Origin of the sequence: Embleya sp. NPDC050154 (assembly GCF_044460165.1) — a bacterium.
Lineage (GTDB): Bacteria > Actinomycetota > Actinomycetes > Streptomycetales > Streptomycetaceae > Embleya.
This window is the reverse complement of record NZ_JBITJP010000012.1, coordinates 207,539-221,287: the sequence shown is the minus strand read 5'-3', so window position 1 is coordinate 221,287 and position 13,749 is coordinate 207,539. Positions and strand designations below refer to the sequence as shown.

The window sequence follows — 13,749 nt, the reverse complement described above, 5'->3', positions numbered from 1 at the left end:
CTCAGCAATTCACCGGTGGATCCGGGGTGCTTTCGAGCTTACGTCCGCGAGCGCCGACGACGGCGCGGACGTCCACTATGCGACCCCCACGAGCGAACCCGGCCCGGCCCGACCGGACCCGACGACCGGACCCGACCCGGCCCGGCGGCGCTCAGCCGGTCAGGTGCCGCTGGAGGATCGGCGCGAGCCGGGCGGCCACCTCCGCCGCCGGCGTCGAGGCGATCGGCTCCAGTCGCAGTACGTAGCGGGTGAGCGCGGTCCCCAGGAGCTGGCTCACGCACAGGTTCACCCGCAGCGCCGCGTCCGCCCCGCCGACCCCCTCGGCCAGGCGCGCGATCAGCTCCGCGCCGACGAACTCGCGAAAGGCCGGGTTGCCGCCGTCGGACACCGCCGTGCGCAGGATGGCCAGCAGCCGGGTGCCGGTGTCCGGGTGCTCCCACAGCGTCACGAACGCCTCGGCCAGCCGCTCGCCCGCGTGCTCGGGGCCCGCCGCGAACACCCGGGCGGCCAGCGCCTCGGGCTCCAGCGGCAGGTCCATGGCCGCGATGAACACCCGGTCCTTCGAGCCGAAGTAGTGGTGCACGAGCGCCGGGTCCACGCCCGCGCCGCGGGCGATCGCGCGCACCGAGGCACCGGCGTAGCCCCGCGCGGCGAACTCGGCGCGGGCCGCGTCCAGGATGCCCTCGCGCGTCGCCGAGGCGTTGCCGCGCCGACCCGGCGGCCGGCCCGGGCCGCGCCGCGTGCCCGCCGACTCGGCGGCCGTTCGCGCCTCAGCCATAACGCCGCTCCGGCTCGGCCTCCGCGGCCAGGTGCAGGCGCGTGTACGCGAGCGCCTCGGCGAGATCCGCCTCACGCTCGGCGCGCGAGGAGCAGCGGCGGGTGTTCACCTCGAGCACGATCGTCCCGGCGAACAAGGTGCGCGCCAGGTGTTCGAGCAGTTCCGCGCACGGTTGGGTGCCGCGTCCGGGCACCAGGTGCTCGTCCTTGAGCGAGCCGCTGCCGTCGGCCAGGTGCACGTGCCCGAGCCGGTCGCCCATCCGGGCGAGCATGTCCATCGCGTCCGAGCGCGAGGTCGCGGTGTGCGACAGGTCGAGGGTGAAGTGGCGGTACTCCTCGTCGGAGGGGTCCCAGTCCGGCGCGTACGCGGCGACCTCCTTGTCCCGGTAGCGCAGCGGGAACATGTTCTCCACCGCGAACAGCACATCGGTCTCGCCGGCCATGCGCTCGATGCCGCGCACGAAGTCGCGGGCATAGCTGCGCTGCCAACGAAACGGCGGATGCACCACGACGGTCCCGGCGCCGAGCCGCTCGGCGGCGTCCCGCGCGCGCACCAGTTTGGTCCACGGATCCGTGCCCCACACCCGTTGGGTGATCAGCAGGCAGGGCGCGTGCACGGACAGGATCGGCACGCCGTGATGGTCGGACAGTCGCCGCAGCGCCTCGACGTCCTGGCTCACCGGGTCCGTGGAGACCATCACCTCGATCCCGTCGTAGCCGAGCCGGGCCGCGATCTCGAACCCGTCGGCGGTGGACTCGGGATAGACGGAGGCGGTGGACAGGGCGATCTTCGCGTCGGGGACGCGCAGAACCGCGTCCGGCCCTCGCGCCTCGGACGTGTCGGCCCCCGTACCGTGGAGTATGTCGTGGTCGGCCACGTCGCCCAGAGTAGAACCATCGACCGCCGACACGGCGGTATCGCGCGCATCGGTGCGTCCGAACCGGGGGCCGGACCACGGCATCCGGGTGAGCGGCGGGTCAGTCCATCCAGTCCAGCCGGCGCAGGATGATGCCCTCGCGCAGGGCCCACGGACACACTTCCAGCGCGCTCACGTTGAACAGGTCCAACGCCGCGTCGGCCACTATCGCGCCCGCGACCAGTTGGGGCGCCCGGCCCACGGACACCCCCGGCAGGGCGGCCCGCTCGGCCGAGGTCATCGCCGCGAGCCGGGGCAGCCAGTCGGCCAGTCCGGCCCGGCTGAGCGAGCGCTTGACGTAGGGCCCCTCGCCCGAGGCCGGCGCGCCGGCGATCCGGGCCAGTTGCTTGAACGTCTTGGACGTGGCCACCACGTGGTCGGGCCGGCCGAGCCGGCTGAACTCGGCGACCGTGCGTGCGATCTCCGCGCGTACGTGCTTGCGCAGCACCCGCATCTCGTCCGGCGAGGGCGGATCGGTGTGCAGCCAGGCCCGGGTCAGCCGGCCCGCGCCCAGCGGCAGCGAGGCCGCCGCGTCCGGCTCCTCGTCCACGCCCGCCGCGATCTCCAGCGAACCGCCGCCGATGTCGAGCACGAGCAGCCGGCCCGAGGACCAGCCGAACCAGCGGCGGACCGCCAGGAAGGTCAGTCGCGCCTCGTCGGCGCCGGTGAGCACCTGGAGGTCCACGCCGGTCTCGCGGCGCACCCGATCGAGCACCGCCTCGGAGTTGGCCGCCTCGCGCACCGCGGACGTGGCGAACGGCAGCAGGTCTTCGACGCCCTTGTCCTCGGCGACCTCCAGGGCCGCCGCCATCGTCCGCACCAGCAGATCCACCCCGTGCGGGGCGATGCTCCCGTCCGGCTCCAGGAGCTCCGCCAGGCGCAGTTCGCGCTTGTGCGAGTACGCGGGAAGAGGCCGAGCACCCTGATGGGCGTCGACCACGAGCAGGTGGACCGTATTGGAGCCCACGTCGAGAACACCGAGTCGCATGGTCACGAAGGTAATCCGTCGCCCCCGGCGCGCGAGCGGGGGCGTTCCCTCGGTTGCCACACCTTTGCCCGACGGACCACCCCGCGCCGAGCCCTAGGCTTGTCCCGTGCCTGAGGTAGACCTGGATTTTCCGCGCGCTTGGTTCGAATTCCCCGACCCCGAGGACGCCGATCAACTCTTTCGTTGCGACCTGACCTGGCTGACGTCGCGTTGGCAGTGCATCTTCGGCGCCGGTTGTCACGGCGTCGTGGCCGGCCGCGCGCCGGACGGGTGCTGCTCGCTGGGCGCGCACTGGTCGGACGAGGACGACGAGAAGCGCGTGCTGGCCTGGGCGGAACGGCTGACCCCGCAGACCTGGCAGTTCCACGACCTGGCCCTGGAGCAGGGCGTCAGCGAGTTCGAGGACGGCGACAAGCGCACCCGCCTGGTGGACGGGGCGTGTGTGTTCCTGAACCGTCCCGGGTTCGCCGGCGGCACCGGCTGTTCGCTGCACGCGCTCGCGCTGCGCGAGGGTGTGCACCCGCTGGAGACCAAGCCGGACGTGTGCTGGCAACTGCCGGTCCGGCGCACCTACGACTGGATCGACCGGCCGGACGAGACCCGCGTGCTGATGGTGACCATCGGCGAGTACGACCGGCGGGGGTGGGGACCGGGCGGGCACGACCTGCACTGGTGGTGCACCGGGAGCACCGAGGCGCACGGCGCGGGCGAGCCGGTCTATCTGTCGTACGGTCCGGAACTGCGCGAGCTGATGGGCGAGGCGGCGTACGCGGTGCTGGTCGCGGCCTGCGAGACCCGGCTGGCGGGCGGGCGGCCGATCGCGCCGCACCCGGCGGATCCGGTCGTCTGAGCGGTGCCGGATCCGGTCGCGGGGCCGGTGCCGGATCCGGTCTCGGGACCGTTCAGCCGGTCGGCTCGGGGCCGGCGCTCGTGGTGCTCGCGGGCGTCGTGCTCGGCGGGACGCTCGGGGAGGTCGTCTCGCCCGTGCGGCCCTCGATGGTGACCACCACGTCGCCCGGATCCACCTCCACCTTGGCCACCCACGACCCCCGAGGGGCCCGCTCGGCGTCGACCGAGACGGTGACGGTGTCCCGCTGTCCGGGGGCGAGCGTGCCGTGTGTGTGGCTCAGCCGCAACCAGGGCGCCGCCGTCCCGACCTGCCAGGCGACCGGCACCGGGCCGGCGTTGCGCAGCGTGACGACCGTGCGATCACCGGTGGAGGTGACCGTGACCAGGGGCGGCGTGGCACTCGGCACGCCGGCCGGCGCGGGCGGTGACGGGACCGCCCCGGGCGCGACCTCGGCCGGTCCCGCGGCGGGCGACCCGGCCGGGGAGATCGGCGCGAAGCCGTTCCCGTGGGGTGTGTCGGCCACCGCGGGACTCATCGTCGCCGCCGCCGGCGAGCGCGCGGGCCCGATCGGTGGTGTGAGCGCGACGGGGCCGTTCGGGCCGTCCGCCCGCGCCGACGCGATCGTGACGGCCTTGGCGCTCGACTCCCCGGCCGACCCGCCGGACGCCTGCCACAGGGCCAGCGCCGGCGCGGCGACGACCGCGGCCACCACGACCGCCGCGATCACCGTGGCCCGGCGGCGATTGCCGCGCTCGACCACGCGGGCGCGAAAGACCGGGAAGCCTGCCCGGTCGAACTCGGCGACCCGACGGGCGAGCTCCGGCGGGCGCTGGGCCGAGCGCCCTTTGCCCACCTCGCCCAACACCTCGATCCGCAGCGCCGCCGGCGGGGCGATCAGCGCGAGCCCGACCGGGGCCGCCGCCGCGCCGGTGGTCGGCGCCAGGCAGGTCGCGGCGCGGCGCACCCGCGGTCCGCACCGCCGACATGTCTCGACGTGCGCGATCAGCCGCTCGCGCAACGCGGAGGTGAGCCGCGCGCCGGCCAGTTCCCGGCCCTCCGCGCACCCGTGCGAGGCCGCGGCGCCCGCGACCGCCGCCCGGGTGCGGTCCACCTCGCGGCCGGCGCCCAGGAGCAGGCTGCGGGCGTGTTGCTCGTCGCAGCCGAGCACGGCGGCCAGCCCGCGTGGGTCGAGCCCGTGCCGCACCGACAACTCCAGCGCCTCGCGCCGCTCCGGGGTCAGGCCCACGGCCTCGGGCCAGGCGAGTTCGTCCAGGTCGCCGTGCCGCGCGGAGGCGCGACCGGCCTCGGTGCCCGGGAAAAGGTCGACGGGATCGTCGGCGTCCGAAGCCGGCGGCAGGCAGCGCTCGTGCGCCCACACCACCCGCACGTCCTCGGGCCGCGCGGGGCCGCTGCCCACCCGCACGTGCGCGTCCAGACGGACCAGGCACTCGTAGCGGGCGAGCGCGTACAGCCACGGTTTGAGCAGGTCCAGGTCGGGGAGCCGGCCGATGTGACGGTCGGCCAGCACGAAGGTGCTGCGCAGTGACTCCGCAGCTGCCCGATGATCGCGCAGCACCGAGAGGCAGTAGGTGTAGAGCCCTTCGGCGTAGGCGTCGTAGGCGGCGCGTCCCCACGAGAGCACCGCGGCGGGGGGAGTGGAGCAAGGAGCCCCTCCCGGGGCAGCCGCCGGGCCGGTTACCGAATCCTTCACGCTCGTGAACGTAGGTGTCCGAGAGCCGCCGACTCAGGTGATTTGCACTTTCATACGCCTTTCGAGGTCGACAATCATACTTTCGAGTGAATGTCCGTCACCTTTGGCCGGATTTTTTCATCGAACCTCCACGCGACGCCCCGGACCACGGACCGCGAGCGAAACCCCCGTCGGATTCGCCGAAACGCTCACTTCCCACGTGGCGGCCGGTGCCATGTCCGGATTCGCCGAGATCGTGATCGATATCGACTGGCCGTTGGCCAGCGTTCCGGAATTCGGACTCGCCGTGAGCCAATCATTTTCCGACATGCCCAGGGACCACGTGACCGGTCCGTTCTCGGCGGTGAGCCGCACGACCCGCGCGGCGCCGTCGGACCCCAGCTCCAGCACACGGCTCGACCACACGAGCGTGCCCCGGGGCGCCGGATTGCCCTCGGTGGAGCCCAGCGACCGGGGCCGGTTCACCGGAAGGCCGGCCGCCGAAGCCGGGCCGCCCGCCGGGGGCTTGGCGCTCCTGCTGCTCCGGGTGGTCGGCTTCGCGCTGCCGGCGCGCGTGCCCGGCAGCGCGGTCGGGCCACGCGACGCGGTCGGCCCGGGCACGGACGCGCTGCTCGGCGCGACCGAGGGCGCCGCCGGCGGGTGCACGGCCGCGGGCTGATCCGGCACCTGGGCCGACCCCAGCGCCACCGGCGTGCCCTCGCCCCCGGCCCCCGGCCGCACCAGCACGCCCAGCGTCGACACCAGCGCCGCGACGACCGCGCACGCCACCACCATCGGCACCCGCGAACGGGGCCGGCCGGTCCCCCTCGGGAAGGCGCCGCGGTCGGCCGACGCGCCGACACCGCCCCACCCACCGAAGGCCGCCGTCCCGTTCACGAGCAACTCGGTCCGGATCGAGTACGGCGCGGCGGGCGATCCGCCCGCCGCCAACAGCTCCCGCGCGTCCACCTCGCCCGGTCGCAGCGCCACGCAGTCCGGGCACGAGTCCACGTGCAGGTACAGCGGCGGGCGCAACGTCGCCTCCACCGCCGCGCCCTCGTCCGGCAACAACAACGCGAGCTCGGGGCAGTCCCGGCGCGCGTGCGTGGCCACCGCGTACACCGCCAGCGCCTGCTCGAACTGCGCCCATCCGCGTGCCAGCGCGCGCTCCACCCGCCGCTCGGACAGCGCCAGCACATCGGCCAGTTCCGCACCGTCCAGGCCGTGCCGCACACACAGGTCCAGCGCGATCCGCTCGACCTCGTCCACCGCCCACAGCGCGTACGGAACCAGCGGCGGCAGCCGATGCCGGTCGGGCACCGTCCACGCCGCACCACCCGCGGCCAACACCTGCTCGACCACCCCGGGCCCGCGCCGGCCACCGGCCGCCCGGGCACACTCGGCGCGCGCGAGCGCGTACAGCAGCGCCCGGGTCCGCCCGGCCTCGCGCAGCAGCCGGATCCGCTCGGGCCCGACGGCCAGCGTGTCCCGCACCACCCGCACGGCGACCTCGGGGTCGTGCACGAGCCCCACGCAGAAGCCGAACAGGGCGTCGCCATGGGCGTCGTACAACGCGACCGCGTCGGGCACCGCCCCCGTCACGTCCGTCGTCCCCGACCCCTGCCCCGCAACGTCCCCACGCGCCATGCCGCCACACGGTAGGGAGAACGGCCCATGGTCACCATCTCTTTGCGGGCTCGGTGACAGGATCAAGACATTCCGACCGTGATCGATCGGACGCCGGTCATCGATGTCGGCGCGGGCCGTTAACGTTCCTGGCATGGCCAGGACCACTACGAAGGATCGCCCGTCGTACCGCTGCACCGAATGCGGCTGGACCGGGCCGAAATGGCTGGGCCGCTGCAACGAGTGCCACGCGTGGGGCACGGTCGAGGAGTTCGGCGCGCCCAAGGCCCGTTCGATCGTCGCCGGCCCGGTCACCACGGCAGCGCTGCCGATCGGCCGGATCGACGTGCAGACCGCCAAGTTCCGTTCGACCGGCGTCGACGAGCTGGACCGCGTGCTCGGCGGCGGCCTGGTCCCGGGCGCGGTCGTGCTGCTCGCGGGCGAGCCCGGGGTCGGCAAGTCCACCCTGCTGCTGGATGTGGCGAGCAAGTCCGCCTCGCCCGCCGCGCGCACGCTCTACATCACCGGCGAGGAGTCGGCCGCCCAGGTCCGACTGCGCGCGGGCCGGATCGGCGCGCTGAACGAGGAGCTCTACCTCGCCGCCGAGACCGACCTCGCCGCGCTGATCAGCCACGTCGACGCGGTCAAGCCCGCGCTGCTGGTGGTCGACTCGGTACAGACCATCGCCTCGCCCGCGATCGACGGCGCGCCCGGCGGCGTGTCGCAGATCCGCGAGGTGACCGGCGCGCTGATCCGGATCGCCAAGGAACGCAACATCGCCACCGTCCTGGTCGGCCACGTCACCAAGGACGGCTCGATCGCCGGCCCGCGCCTGCTGGAGCACCTGGTCGACGTCGTACTGCACTTCGAGGGCGACCGACACGCCCGGCTGCGCCTGGTCCGCGCGATCAAGAACCGCTACGGCACGGCGGACGAGGTCGGCTGCTTCGAGCTGCACGACGAGGGCATCACCGGCCTGACCGACCCCAGCGGCCTGTTCCTGACCCAGCGCCAGGAGCCGGTCTCCGGCACCTGCGTCACGGTCACCCTGGAGGGCAAGCGCCCCCTGGTGGTCGAGGTACAGGCACTGGTGGCGCCGTCGCAGATCCCCACCCCGCGTCGGGCCACCTCGGGGCTGGACTCGGCCCGGATGGGCATGGTGCTCGCGGTGCTCGAGCGGCGCGGCGGGGTCCGCCTGGAGAAGACCGAGATCTACACCGCCACCGTCGGCGGCGTGAAGCTCACCGAACCGGCCGCCGACCTGGCCGCGGCCCTCGCGCTCGCGGGCGCCGCCGCCGACCACCCGCTGCCGTCCAAGCTGGTCGCGATCGGCGAGGTCGGCCTCGCGGGCGAGATCCGCCGGGCCACCGGCGTGCAGCGCCGGCTCGCCGAGGCGTTCCGGCTCGGCTTCACCCACGCGCTGGTGCCGCCCGACCCCGGCAAGGTCCCCAAGGGCATGAAGGTGATCGAGGTGGCCGACATCCGCGAGGCGCTGCGCGCGTTCAACCTGGTGTCGCACCGCGAGCGAAAGCCCGATCGCGAGTGACGGGCCGACCCGCGGGCACCCCGGGAAGCGGACCCGGAGGGGACACCGGCGGGACGCTCCGATGCCGGCCGACAACTTTCCGGGTGCCCCGAGGAGTGACCGGGCGTCGCCTCGGAGATACTCGACAAGCGGAACGGCATGCGCGACCTGTGCCGAAACACGGCTTCGGGCCGGATAAGGCGACCGGTCGGCGGTCGGGAGGCACTAGACTTTTCCACCGATCTTCCGACGTAGCGGCCGACCTGTGTCGACCGCAGGTCCTGAGGCGCTCCCGGCCGTGCATACCGGAGCAAATGCCCGGGTGACGGCCGATGGCCGGCCGAGGATGGCAACGACCACGGGGAGTTCTGTGGCTACGAATGACCGGACCGACAAGGGCACGAGTGCCGACGCGGCCCTCGTGAGGGCCGCGCTGCAATCCGTGGCCCCGGGCACCGCCCTGCGCGACGGCCTGGAGCGCATTCTCCGGGGCAACACCGGCGGCCTGATCGTGCTCGGTTTCGACAAGGCGGTGGAGGCGCTCTCCACGGGCGGTTTCGTGCTGGACGTCGAGTTCTCCGCGACCCGGCTGCGCGAGCTGTGCAAGCTCGACGGCGGGGTCGTGGTCGACCGCGAGTGCACGAAGATCGTCCGGGCGGGCGTGCAACTCGTCCCGGACCCGTCGATCCCGACGGAGGAGACCGGCACCCGGCACCGCACCGCCGAGCGGGTCAACAAGCAGACCGGCTACCCGGTGGTCTCGGTGAGCCAGTCCATGCGCCTGATCGCGCTCTACGTCAACGGCAAGCGACACGTGTTGGAGGACTCGGCGGCGATCCTGTCCCGGGCCAACCAGGCGCTCGCCACGCTGGAGCGCTACAAGCTGCGGCTCGACGAGGTGTCGGGCACGCTGTCCGCGCTGGAGATCGAGGACCTGGTCACCGTGCGGGACGTGTGCGCGGTGTCCCAGCGACTGGAGATGGTGCGCCTGATCGCCCGCGAGATCGACGGCTACGTCACCGAATTGGGCGTCGACGGGCGTCTGCTCTCGCTGCAACTGGAGGAGCTGATCGCGGGCGTCGAGGACGACCGCAAGCTGGTCGCCCGCGACTACGTGCCCGAGCGCGCGATCAAGCGCGGCCGGACCGAGGCCGACGTGCTCGCCGAGTTGGACGGTCTCGCCCACGCGGACCTGCTCGACCTGCAAACCGTGGCCCGCGCGCTGGGCTTCACCTCGGGGCACGAGGTGCTCGACTCGGCGGTCAGCCCGCGCGGTTACCGACTGCTGGCGAAGGTCCCCCGGCTACCACCCGTGGTGATCGAGCGGCTCGTGGAGCACTTCGGCGGTCTGCAGAAGCTGCTCGCGGCCAGTGTCGACGACCTCCAGGCCGTGGACGGCGTCGGCGAGGCCCGCGCGCGCAGCGTGCGCGAGGGGCTGTCCCGACTCGCCGAGTCCTCGATCCTGGAGCGCTACGTGTAGCCCCCTCCGCACGTCACGACGTCGCACACACGACGAAGGAGGGCCCCGGCGCAAGCGCCGGGGCCCTCCTTCGTCGTTCGGATGCGGATCGCCGCTACTTGCCCACCGCCGCGGTGAACACGAACTCGCCGGACGGCTCCAGGCCCGCCAGCGTGCCCTTCGCGCGGTAGGCGGCCTTGTCCGCGGGCGCGGCCTTGCTCTGCCCGCCGTTGGTCGCGCACTGCGCGGCGTTGGAGCGGGTCCAGGACCAGTCGCGAGTGATCGAGACGGCCTGCGCGTCGCCCTGCTGCAACTGCCGCACGTCGGTGGCCGCGCCGGCGACGCAGTCGGCCGAACTCCACAGCCGCTCGGGGCCGGAGAGCACCTCGATGTAGGCGCGGCTCGGCGCGAGGTCGACGTAGCAGGTGGGCCCGGTCTGATTCGTGACGATCAGCTTGAGCGCCACGTTCTGCGAGGCGTTGTAGGCCGTCTTGCCCGCGTCCACCGGCTGGATCTGCACCCGGATCATGTTCGGCGTGCACCACGTGCCGCCGTTCGGCGCGGCCTTCCCGCCGGAACTCGCCGCGCCGGAGTTGCCCGCGGTACCCGCGGACTGCCCGCCGCTCGGGACGGGTTGCCCGCCGGGCTGGCCGGACGTGCCCGCCGACGCGCCGGAGGTCCCCGCGCCGGGCGTACCGGTGCCACCGCCCGGGATCGGCGGATTGGCGCCATTGGTCGGGTTGGGCCCCGGCGTGATGGCGCTCGGATCGGGCGAGGCCGAGCCGCTCGGGGCCGGCTTCTTGTCCGCGGCGTTCTTCTTGTCGTCGGAGTCCCCACCGGCAGTGCATGCCCAGGCCACCAGCGCGATCAACAGCGCGAGGGCGAGCAGCACGACGACCCGCCGACGCCAATACACGGTTGACGGCAGGTGACCCACGGGACGGCGCATCGAGTCCACGCGCAAACTCTAGGGGAGATCGTTACGCCGTCCGGTGTAGCCACACCGTCCGACGCGTTGGAATTTCTCGCCGTGTCGTGCCCGAAGAAGCCCTGGTCGCAGGCCTATTCCGGCATTTGCGGGCAGAAGCCACCGTCACTCGCCCGAGTGACCGCCCATAACGTGCGAGGATCGGGGAGAGATGTCACACGCACTGCACGAGCCGATCCTCGACTGGTATTCGGCCCATCGACGCGATTTGCCCTGGCGAACCCCCGACGCTTCCGCGTGGGCGGTCGTGGTCAGCGAGTTCATGCTGCAACAGACCCCCGTGGTCCGGGTGTTGCCGGTCTACCAGGCCTGGCTGCGGCGCTGGCCCACACCGGCCGCGCTGGCCGCCGACGAGCCGGGCGAGGCGGTGCGGATGTGGGGCCGGCTCGGCTACCCGCGCCGCGCGCTGCGGCTGCACGGCGCGGCGGTCGCGATGGTCGAACGCCACGACGGCGAGGTCCCCTCCACCCACGCGGACCTGCTCGCGCTGCCCGGGGTGGGCGAGTACACCGCCGCGGCCGTCGCCTCGTTCGCGTTCGGGCAGCGCCACATCGTGCTGGACACCAACGTGCGCCGGGTGATCGGCCGGGCGATCGACGGCGTCGAGTACCCCCCGCAGGCCACGACGCCGGCCGAGCGCCGTACCGCGACCACGCTGCTGCCCGCCGCCGCGGAGACCGCCGCGACCTGGGCGGTGGCGGTCATGGAACTCGGTGCGCTGGTGTGCACGGCGAAGTCGCCCAAGTGTGTGGGCTGTCCGGTCGCCGCGCTGTGCGCGTGGCGCCTGGCGGGCAAGCCCGCGTACGAGGGCCCGCCGCGCCGGGGCCAGACCTACGCGGGCACCGACCGGCAGGTCCGCGGGCGGTTGCTCGCGGTGCTGCGGGATAGCCCCGGACCGGTGTCGCAGTCCGCGTTGGACGCGGCGTGGGACGAGCCCGTCCAACGCGCGCGGGCACTGGACGGGCTGGTCGCGGACGGCCTGGTCGAGCCGTTGGCGGCGGGCGTGTACCGGTTGCCCGCCGGGCCGCTCAGCGGCAGTACTTCTTCTCCGCGTCGATCGGATTCGTCGGAATCCGCATCGAGTTCCGTTTCACCGACCCGGTGAGGTTCTTCCAGAACCGCGATACCGACATGGGTTCGCGGGTCGCCTGCTGGAGTTCGCGAATACCGCCGCAGTTCAATGCCCGGCGGGCCGCCTCGACCTTGGCCGGATCGACATTGCGCAGGTCCAGCTGCGTACCCGGCTGGGTGAAGTCGGCGAGAATCCATTCGATGTAGGTCAGCTTGTCGTGCCCGGACCGGGTCCGATAGTCGAGGTCCAGGTGCGCGCCGAGCGGATTCGCCAGACCGAAGATGTCGATCGCCAGACCCGACGTCGGCACCAGCACCGCGGGCTGCCCGAGGGCGCCGTAGACCACCGAGTCGGTGATCGGGACGTGGTACTTGAGCGGTGCGGAGCGGAAGTCGAAGTTCAACATCCAGAACTTGTCGGGCTCGTGGTAGTAGGTCAGATAGACGAACTGCGCCCCGGGCGTCGCGATGTCCTTGTTCCACTCCGTGCCGACCCCTTCGAGCCGCTTCACGAACGCGTCCCGATAGACCTTCGAGGTGACCGGGTTCTCCTCGCCGGTCCAGGTCACGTACCACGAGCGGGTGTCCTCGATGTTCTTCGGCCCGAAGCCCTGGTACGGCACCCGCATCGAGGCCGCGCAGACCAGCGACCACGCGGCCAGCCCCGCCGCGGTACCCGCGTACAGCCGCTGCAACGGCAGCACCAGGACCGGCAGCAGGAACGCGAACGTGCCCGGCAGCAACAGACGGGCGTGCATGAAGTCGCCGCCGACCACGATCACGTAGCCGAGCAGCACCGTGCCGACGACCAGGGCGGTCGCGGTCAGCACCCGGATGCGATAGCGCTCGAAGTCGCCGACCGAACGGCCGATCGTGGCCAGCAGCCCGACCGCGACCGCGGTCAGCAGCAGCGGTGCCCAGATGTTGTACGGGCTCGCGTAGTCCTCGAAGTAGGTCCATCCGCGACCGACGTCGGTCTTGGTGCCCTCCTTGGCTATCGCCGTGTTGGGCAGCAGGACGCCGTAGTAGCCCATCCGGAAGATCTGGTAGAGCACCGGCAGCAGACCGCCGAACACCGCGAGCACGGCCAACCGCCTGCCGGTCGGCCGCAGCAGCAGCCACGCGGCCACCGCGAACACGATCGTGCCCAGCGCGAGGTCGGGCCGGACCAGCACACCCATGCCGAGCGCGAACGAGGTGCACGCCTGGCGCGCGAACGAGGAGTTGCGGTCCAGTCGGGCCAGCAGACACCAACTCGTGCCCAGCCAGACGAAGATCAGCCCCATCTCCAGGCCGGATGTGGCGAAGTCCCAGAACGGCGGCAGCGCGGCGATCGCCAACGCACCTGCGGGCAGGGGCCATCCGCCGCCCGGGAGGTCGAGGTAGAGCCGTCGGGTTCCCGCGGTCGCGAGCGCCAGACCGCCGACCGCGCACAGCAGCGAGCCGTACACCGCGATGGTGACCAGGTCGATCCCGGTCACCCCGCCGACCAGCGCGAGCAGCCACGGCCAGAGCGTCGAGGTCGCCGCCTCGGCGCGCTCGCCCACGTTGAAGTTGGGCCCGTTCCCGTCCAGGATCTGCTGCGAGACGCGAACGAAGATCAGTCCGTCGTCGCCGATCCAGCGCCGCCGGAAGCCGGCCAGCCCGAGCAACAGGGCCGGCACCAGCACGACGGCGATCGCCCATCCGGTCCGCGCGTCGAGCCGCTGCCACGGCCTATTTCGCGACATTTCCGGATCGATATTCGCCGCGCCCTCGGCCTCATTCTTTTCGGCCAAGGTGCTTCCTACGGCCATCGTCCTGCCCCCGAACTCCTGTCGTCCCGCACACCGATCCGCCCGATAATATCATCGGGAAA

General features: G+C 72.8%; 11 protein-coding genes. 4 read left to right on the top strand and 7 right to left on the bottom strand.

Annotation, left to right across the window (positions count from 1 at the left end):
- Positions 1-151 precede the first annotated feature (151 nt).
- The 3 genes from ACIBSV_RS25750 to ACIBSV_RS25740 form a co-directional block, all read right to left on the bottom strand.
- The gene (locus ACIBSV_RS25750; protein ID WP_395866877.1) at positions 152-778 is read right to left on the bottom strand and encodes a TetR family transcriptional regulator; all 627 of its coding nucleotides are present in this window, start codon (positions 776-778) and stop codon (positions 152-154) included.
- Positions 771-1,586, bottom strand: coding sequence for a sugar phosphate isomerase/epimerase family protein (locus tag ACIBSV_RS25745; protein WP_395867036.1), 816 nt, complete (start codon positions 1,584-1,586; stop codon positions 771-773). The genes ACIBSV_RS25750 and ACIBSV_RS25745 overlap by 8 nt, the downstream gene beginning before the upstream one ends.
- Before the next feature lie 169 nt (positions 1,587-1,755).
- The gene (locus ACIBSV_RS25740) at positions 1,756-2,682 is read right to left on the bottom strand and encodes a Ppx/GppA family phosphatase (protein ID WP_395866876.1); all 927 of its coding nucleotides are present in this window, start codon (positions 2,680-2,682) and stop codon (positions 1,756-1,758) included.
- A 106-nt stretch (positions 2,683-2,788) separates the two neighbouring features.
- Between ACIBSV_RS25740 and ACIBSV_RS25735 the strand changes: the two genes are divergently transcribed.
- Entirely contained in the window at positions 2,789-3,532 is a 744-nt protein-coding gene (locus ACIBSV_RS25735; protein WP_395866874.1) for a hypothetical protein, read from the top strand.
- 52 nt (positions 3,533-3,584) lie between these two features.
- On the opposite strand, the gene ACIBSV_RS25730 is transcribed toward ACIBSV_RS25735, so the two are convergent.
- Together ACIBSV_RS25730 and ACIBSV_RS25725 are read right to left on the bottom strand one after the other, a co-directional pair.
- Complete coding sequence (locus ACIBSV_RS25730; RefSeq protein ID WP_395866872.1) at positions 3,585-5,243, bottom strand: hypothetical protein; 1,659 nt, start codon at positions 5,241-5,243, stop codon at positions 3,585-3,587.
- A gap of 117 nt (positions 5,244-5,360) precedes the next feature.
- A complete protein-coding gene (locus ACIBSV_RS25725; RefSeq protein WP_395866870.1) occupies positions 5,361-6,869 on the bottom strand; it encodes a hypothetical protein in 1,509 nt (502 codons plus the stop codon).
- A 133-nt stretch (positions 6,870-7,002) separates the two neighbouring features.
- Here ACIBSV_RS25725 and radA point away from each other — a divergent pair, with 133 nt between their 5' ends.
- Together radA and disA are read left to right on the top strand one after the other, a co-directional pair.
- Positions 7,003-8,394: a DNA repair protein RadA gene (gene radA / locus ACIBSV_RS25720; protein WP_395866868.1), complete on the top strand. Its 1,392-nt coding sequence runs from the start codon at positions 7,003-7,005 to the stop codon at positions 8,392-8,394.
- A 349-nt stretch (positions 8,395-8,743) separates the two neighbouring features.
- Complete coding sequence (gene disA / locus ACIBSV_RS25715; protein WP_020549623.1) at positions 8,744-9,853, top strand: DNA integrity scanning diadenylate cyclase DisA; 1,110 nt, start codon at positions 8,744-8,746, stop codon at positions 9,851-9,853.
- Positions 9,854-9,947: 94 nt separating this feature from the next.
- Here the strand turns inward: disA and ACIBSV_RS25710 are convergent, their stop codons facing one another.
- Positions 9,948-10,790, bottom strand: coding sequence for a hypothetical protein (locus tag ACIBSV_RS25710; RefSeq protein ID WP_395866866.1), 843 nt, complete (start codon positions 10,788-10,790; stop codon positions 9,948-9,950).
- 181 nt (positions 10,791-10,971) lie between these two features.
- Here ACIBSV_RS25710 and ACIBSV_RS25705 point away from each other — a divergent pair, with 181 nt between their 5' ends.
- Positions 10,972-11,925 (top strand): A/G-specific adenine glycosylase, encoded by a 954-nt coding sequence (locus ACIBSV_RS25705; protein ID WP_395866864.1) that lies wholly within the window; start codon positions 10,972-10,974, stop codon positions 11,923-11,925.
- Here the strand turns inward: ACIBSV_RS25705 and ACIBSV_RS25700 are convergent.
- Positions 11,849-13,669: a hypothetical protein gene (locus ACIBSV_RS25700; RefSeq protein WP_395866862.1), complete on the bottom strand. Its 1,821-nt coding sequence runs from the start codon at positions 13,667-13,669 to the stop codon at positions 11,849-11,851. The genes ACIBSV_RS25705 and ACIBSV_RS25700 overlap by 77 nt on opposite strands.
- Between the last annotated feature and the right edge of the window lie 80 nt (positions 13,670-13,749).

What these genes read in the sequence shown, in the direction of transcription:
- ACIBSV_RS25750 (WP_395866877.1), bottom strand. Translation starts at nt 778, where the DNA reads ATGGCTGAGGCGCGAACGGCCGCCGAGTCGGCGGGCACGCGGCGCGGC.
- ACIBSV_RS25740 (WP_395866876.1), bottom strand. Translation starts at nt 2,682, where the DNA reads ATGCGACTCGGTGTTCTCGACGTGGGCTCCAATACGGTCCACCTGCTC.
- ACIBSV_RS25725 (WP_395866870.1), bottom strand. Translation starts at nt 6,869, where the DNA reads ATGGCGCGTGGGGACGTTGCGGGGCAGGGGTCGGGGACGACGGACGTG.
- radA (WP_395866868.1), top strand. Translation starts at nt 7,003, where the DNA reads ATGGCCAGGACCACTACGAAGGATCGCCCGTCGTACCGCTGCACCGAA.
- ACIBSV_RS25705 (WP_395866864.1), top strand. Translation starts at nt 10,972, where the DNA reads ATGTCACACGCACTGCACGAGCCGATCCTCGACTGGTATTCGGCCCAT.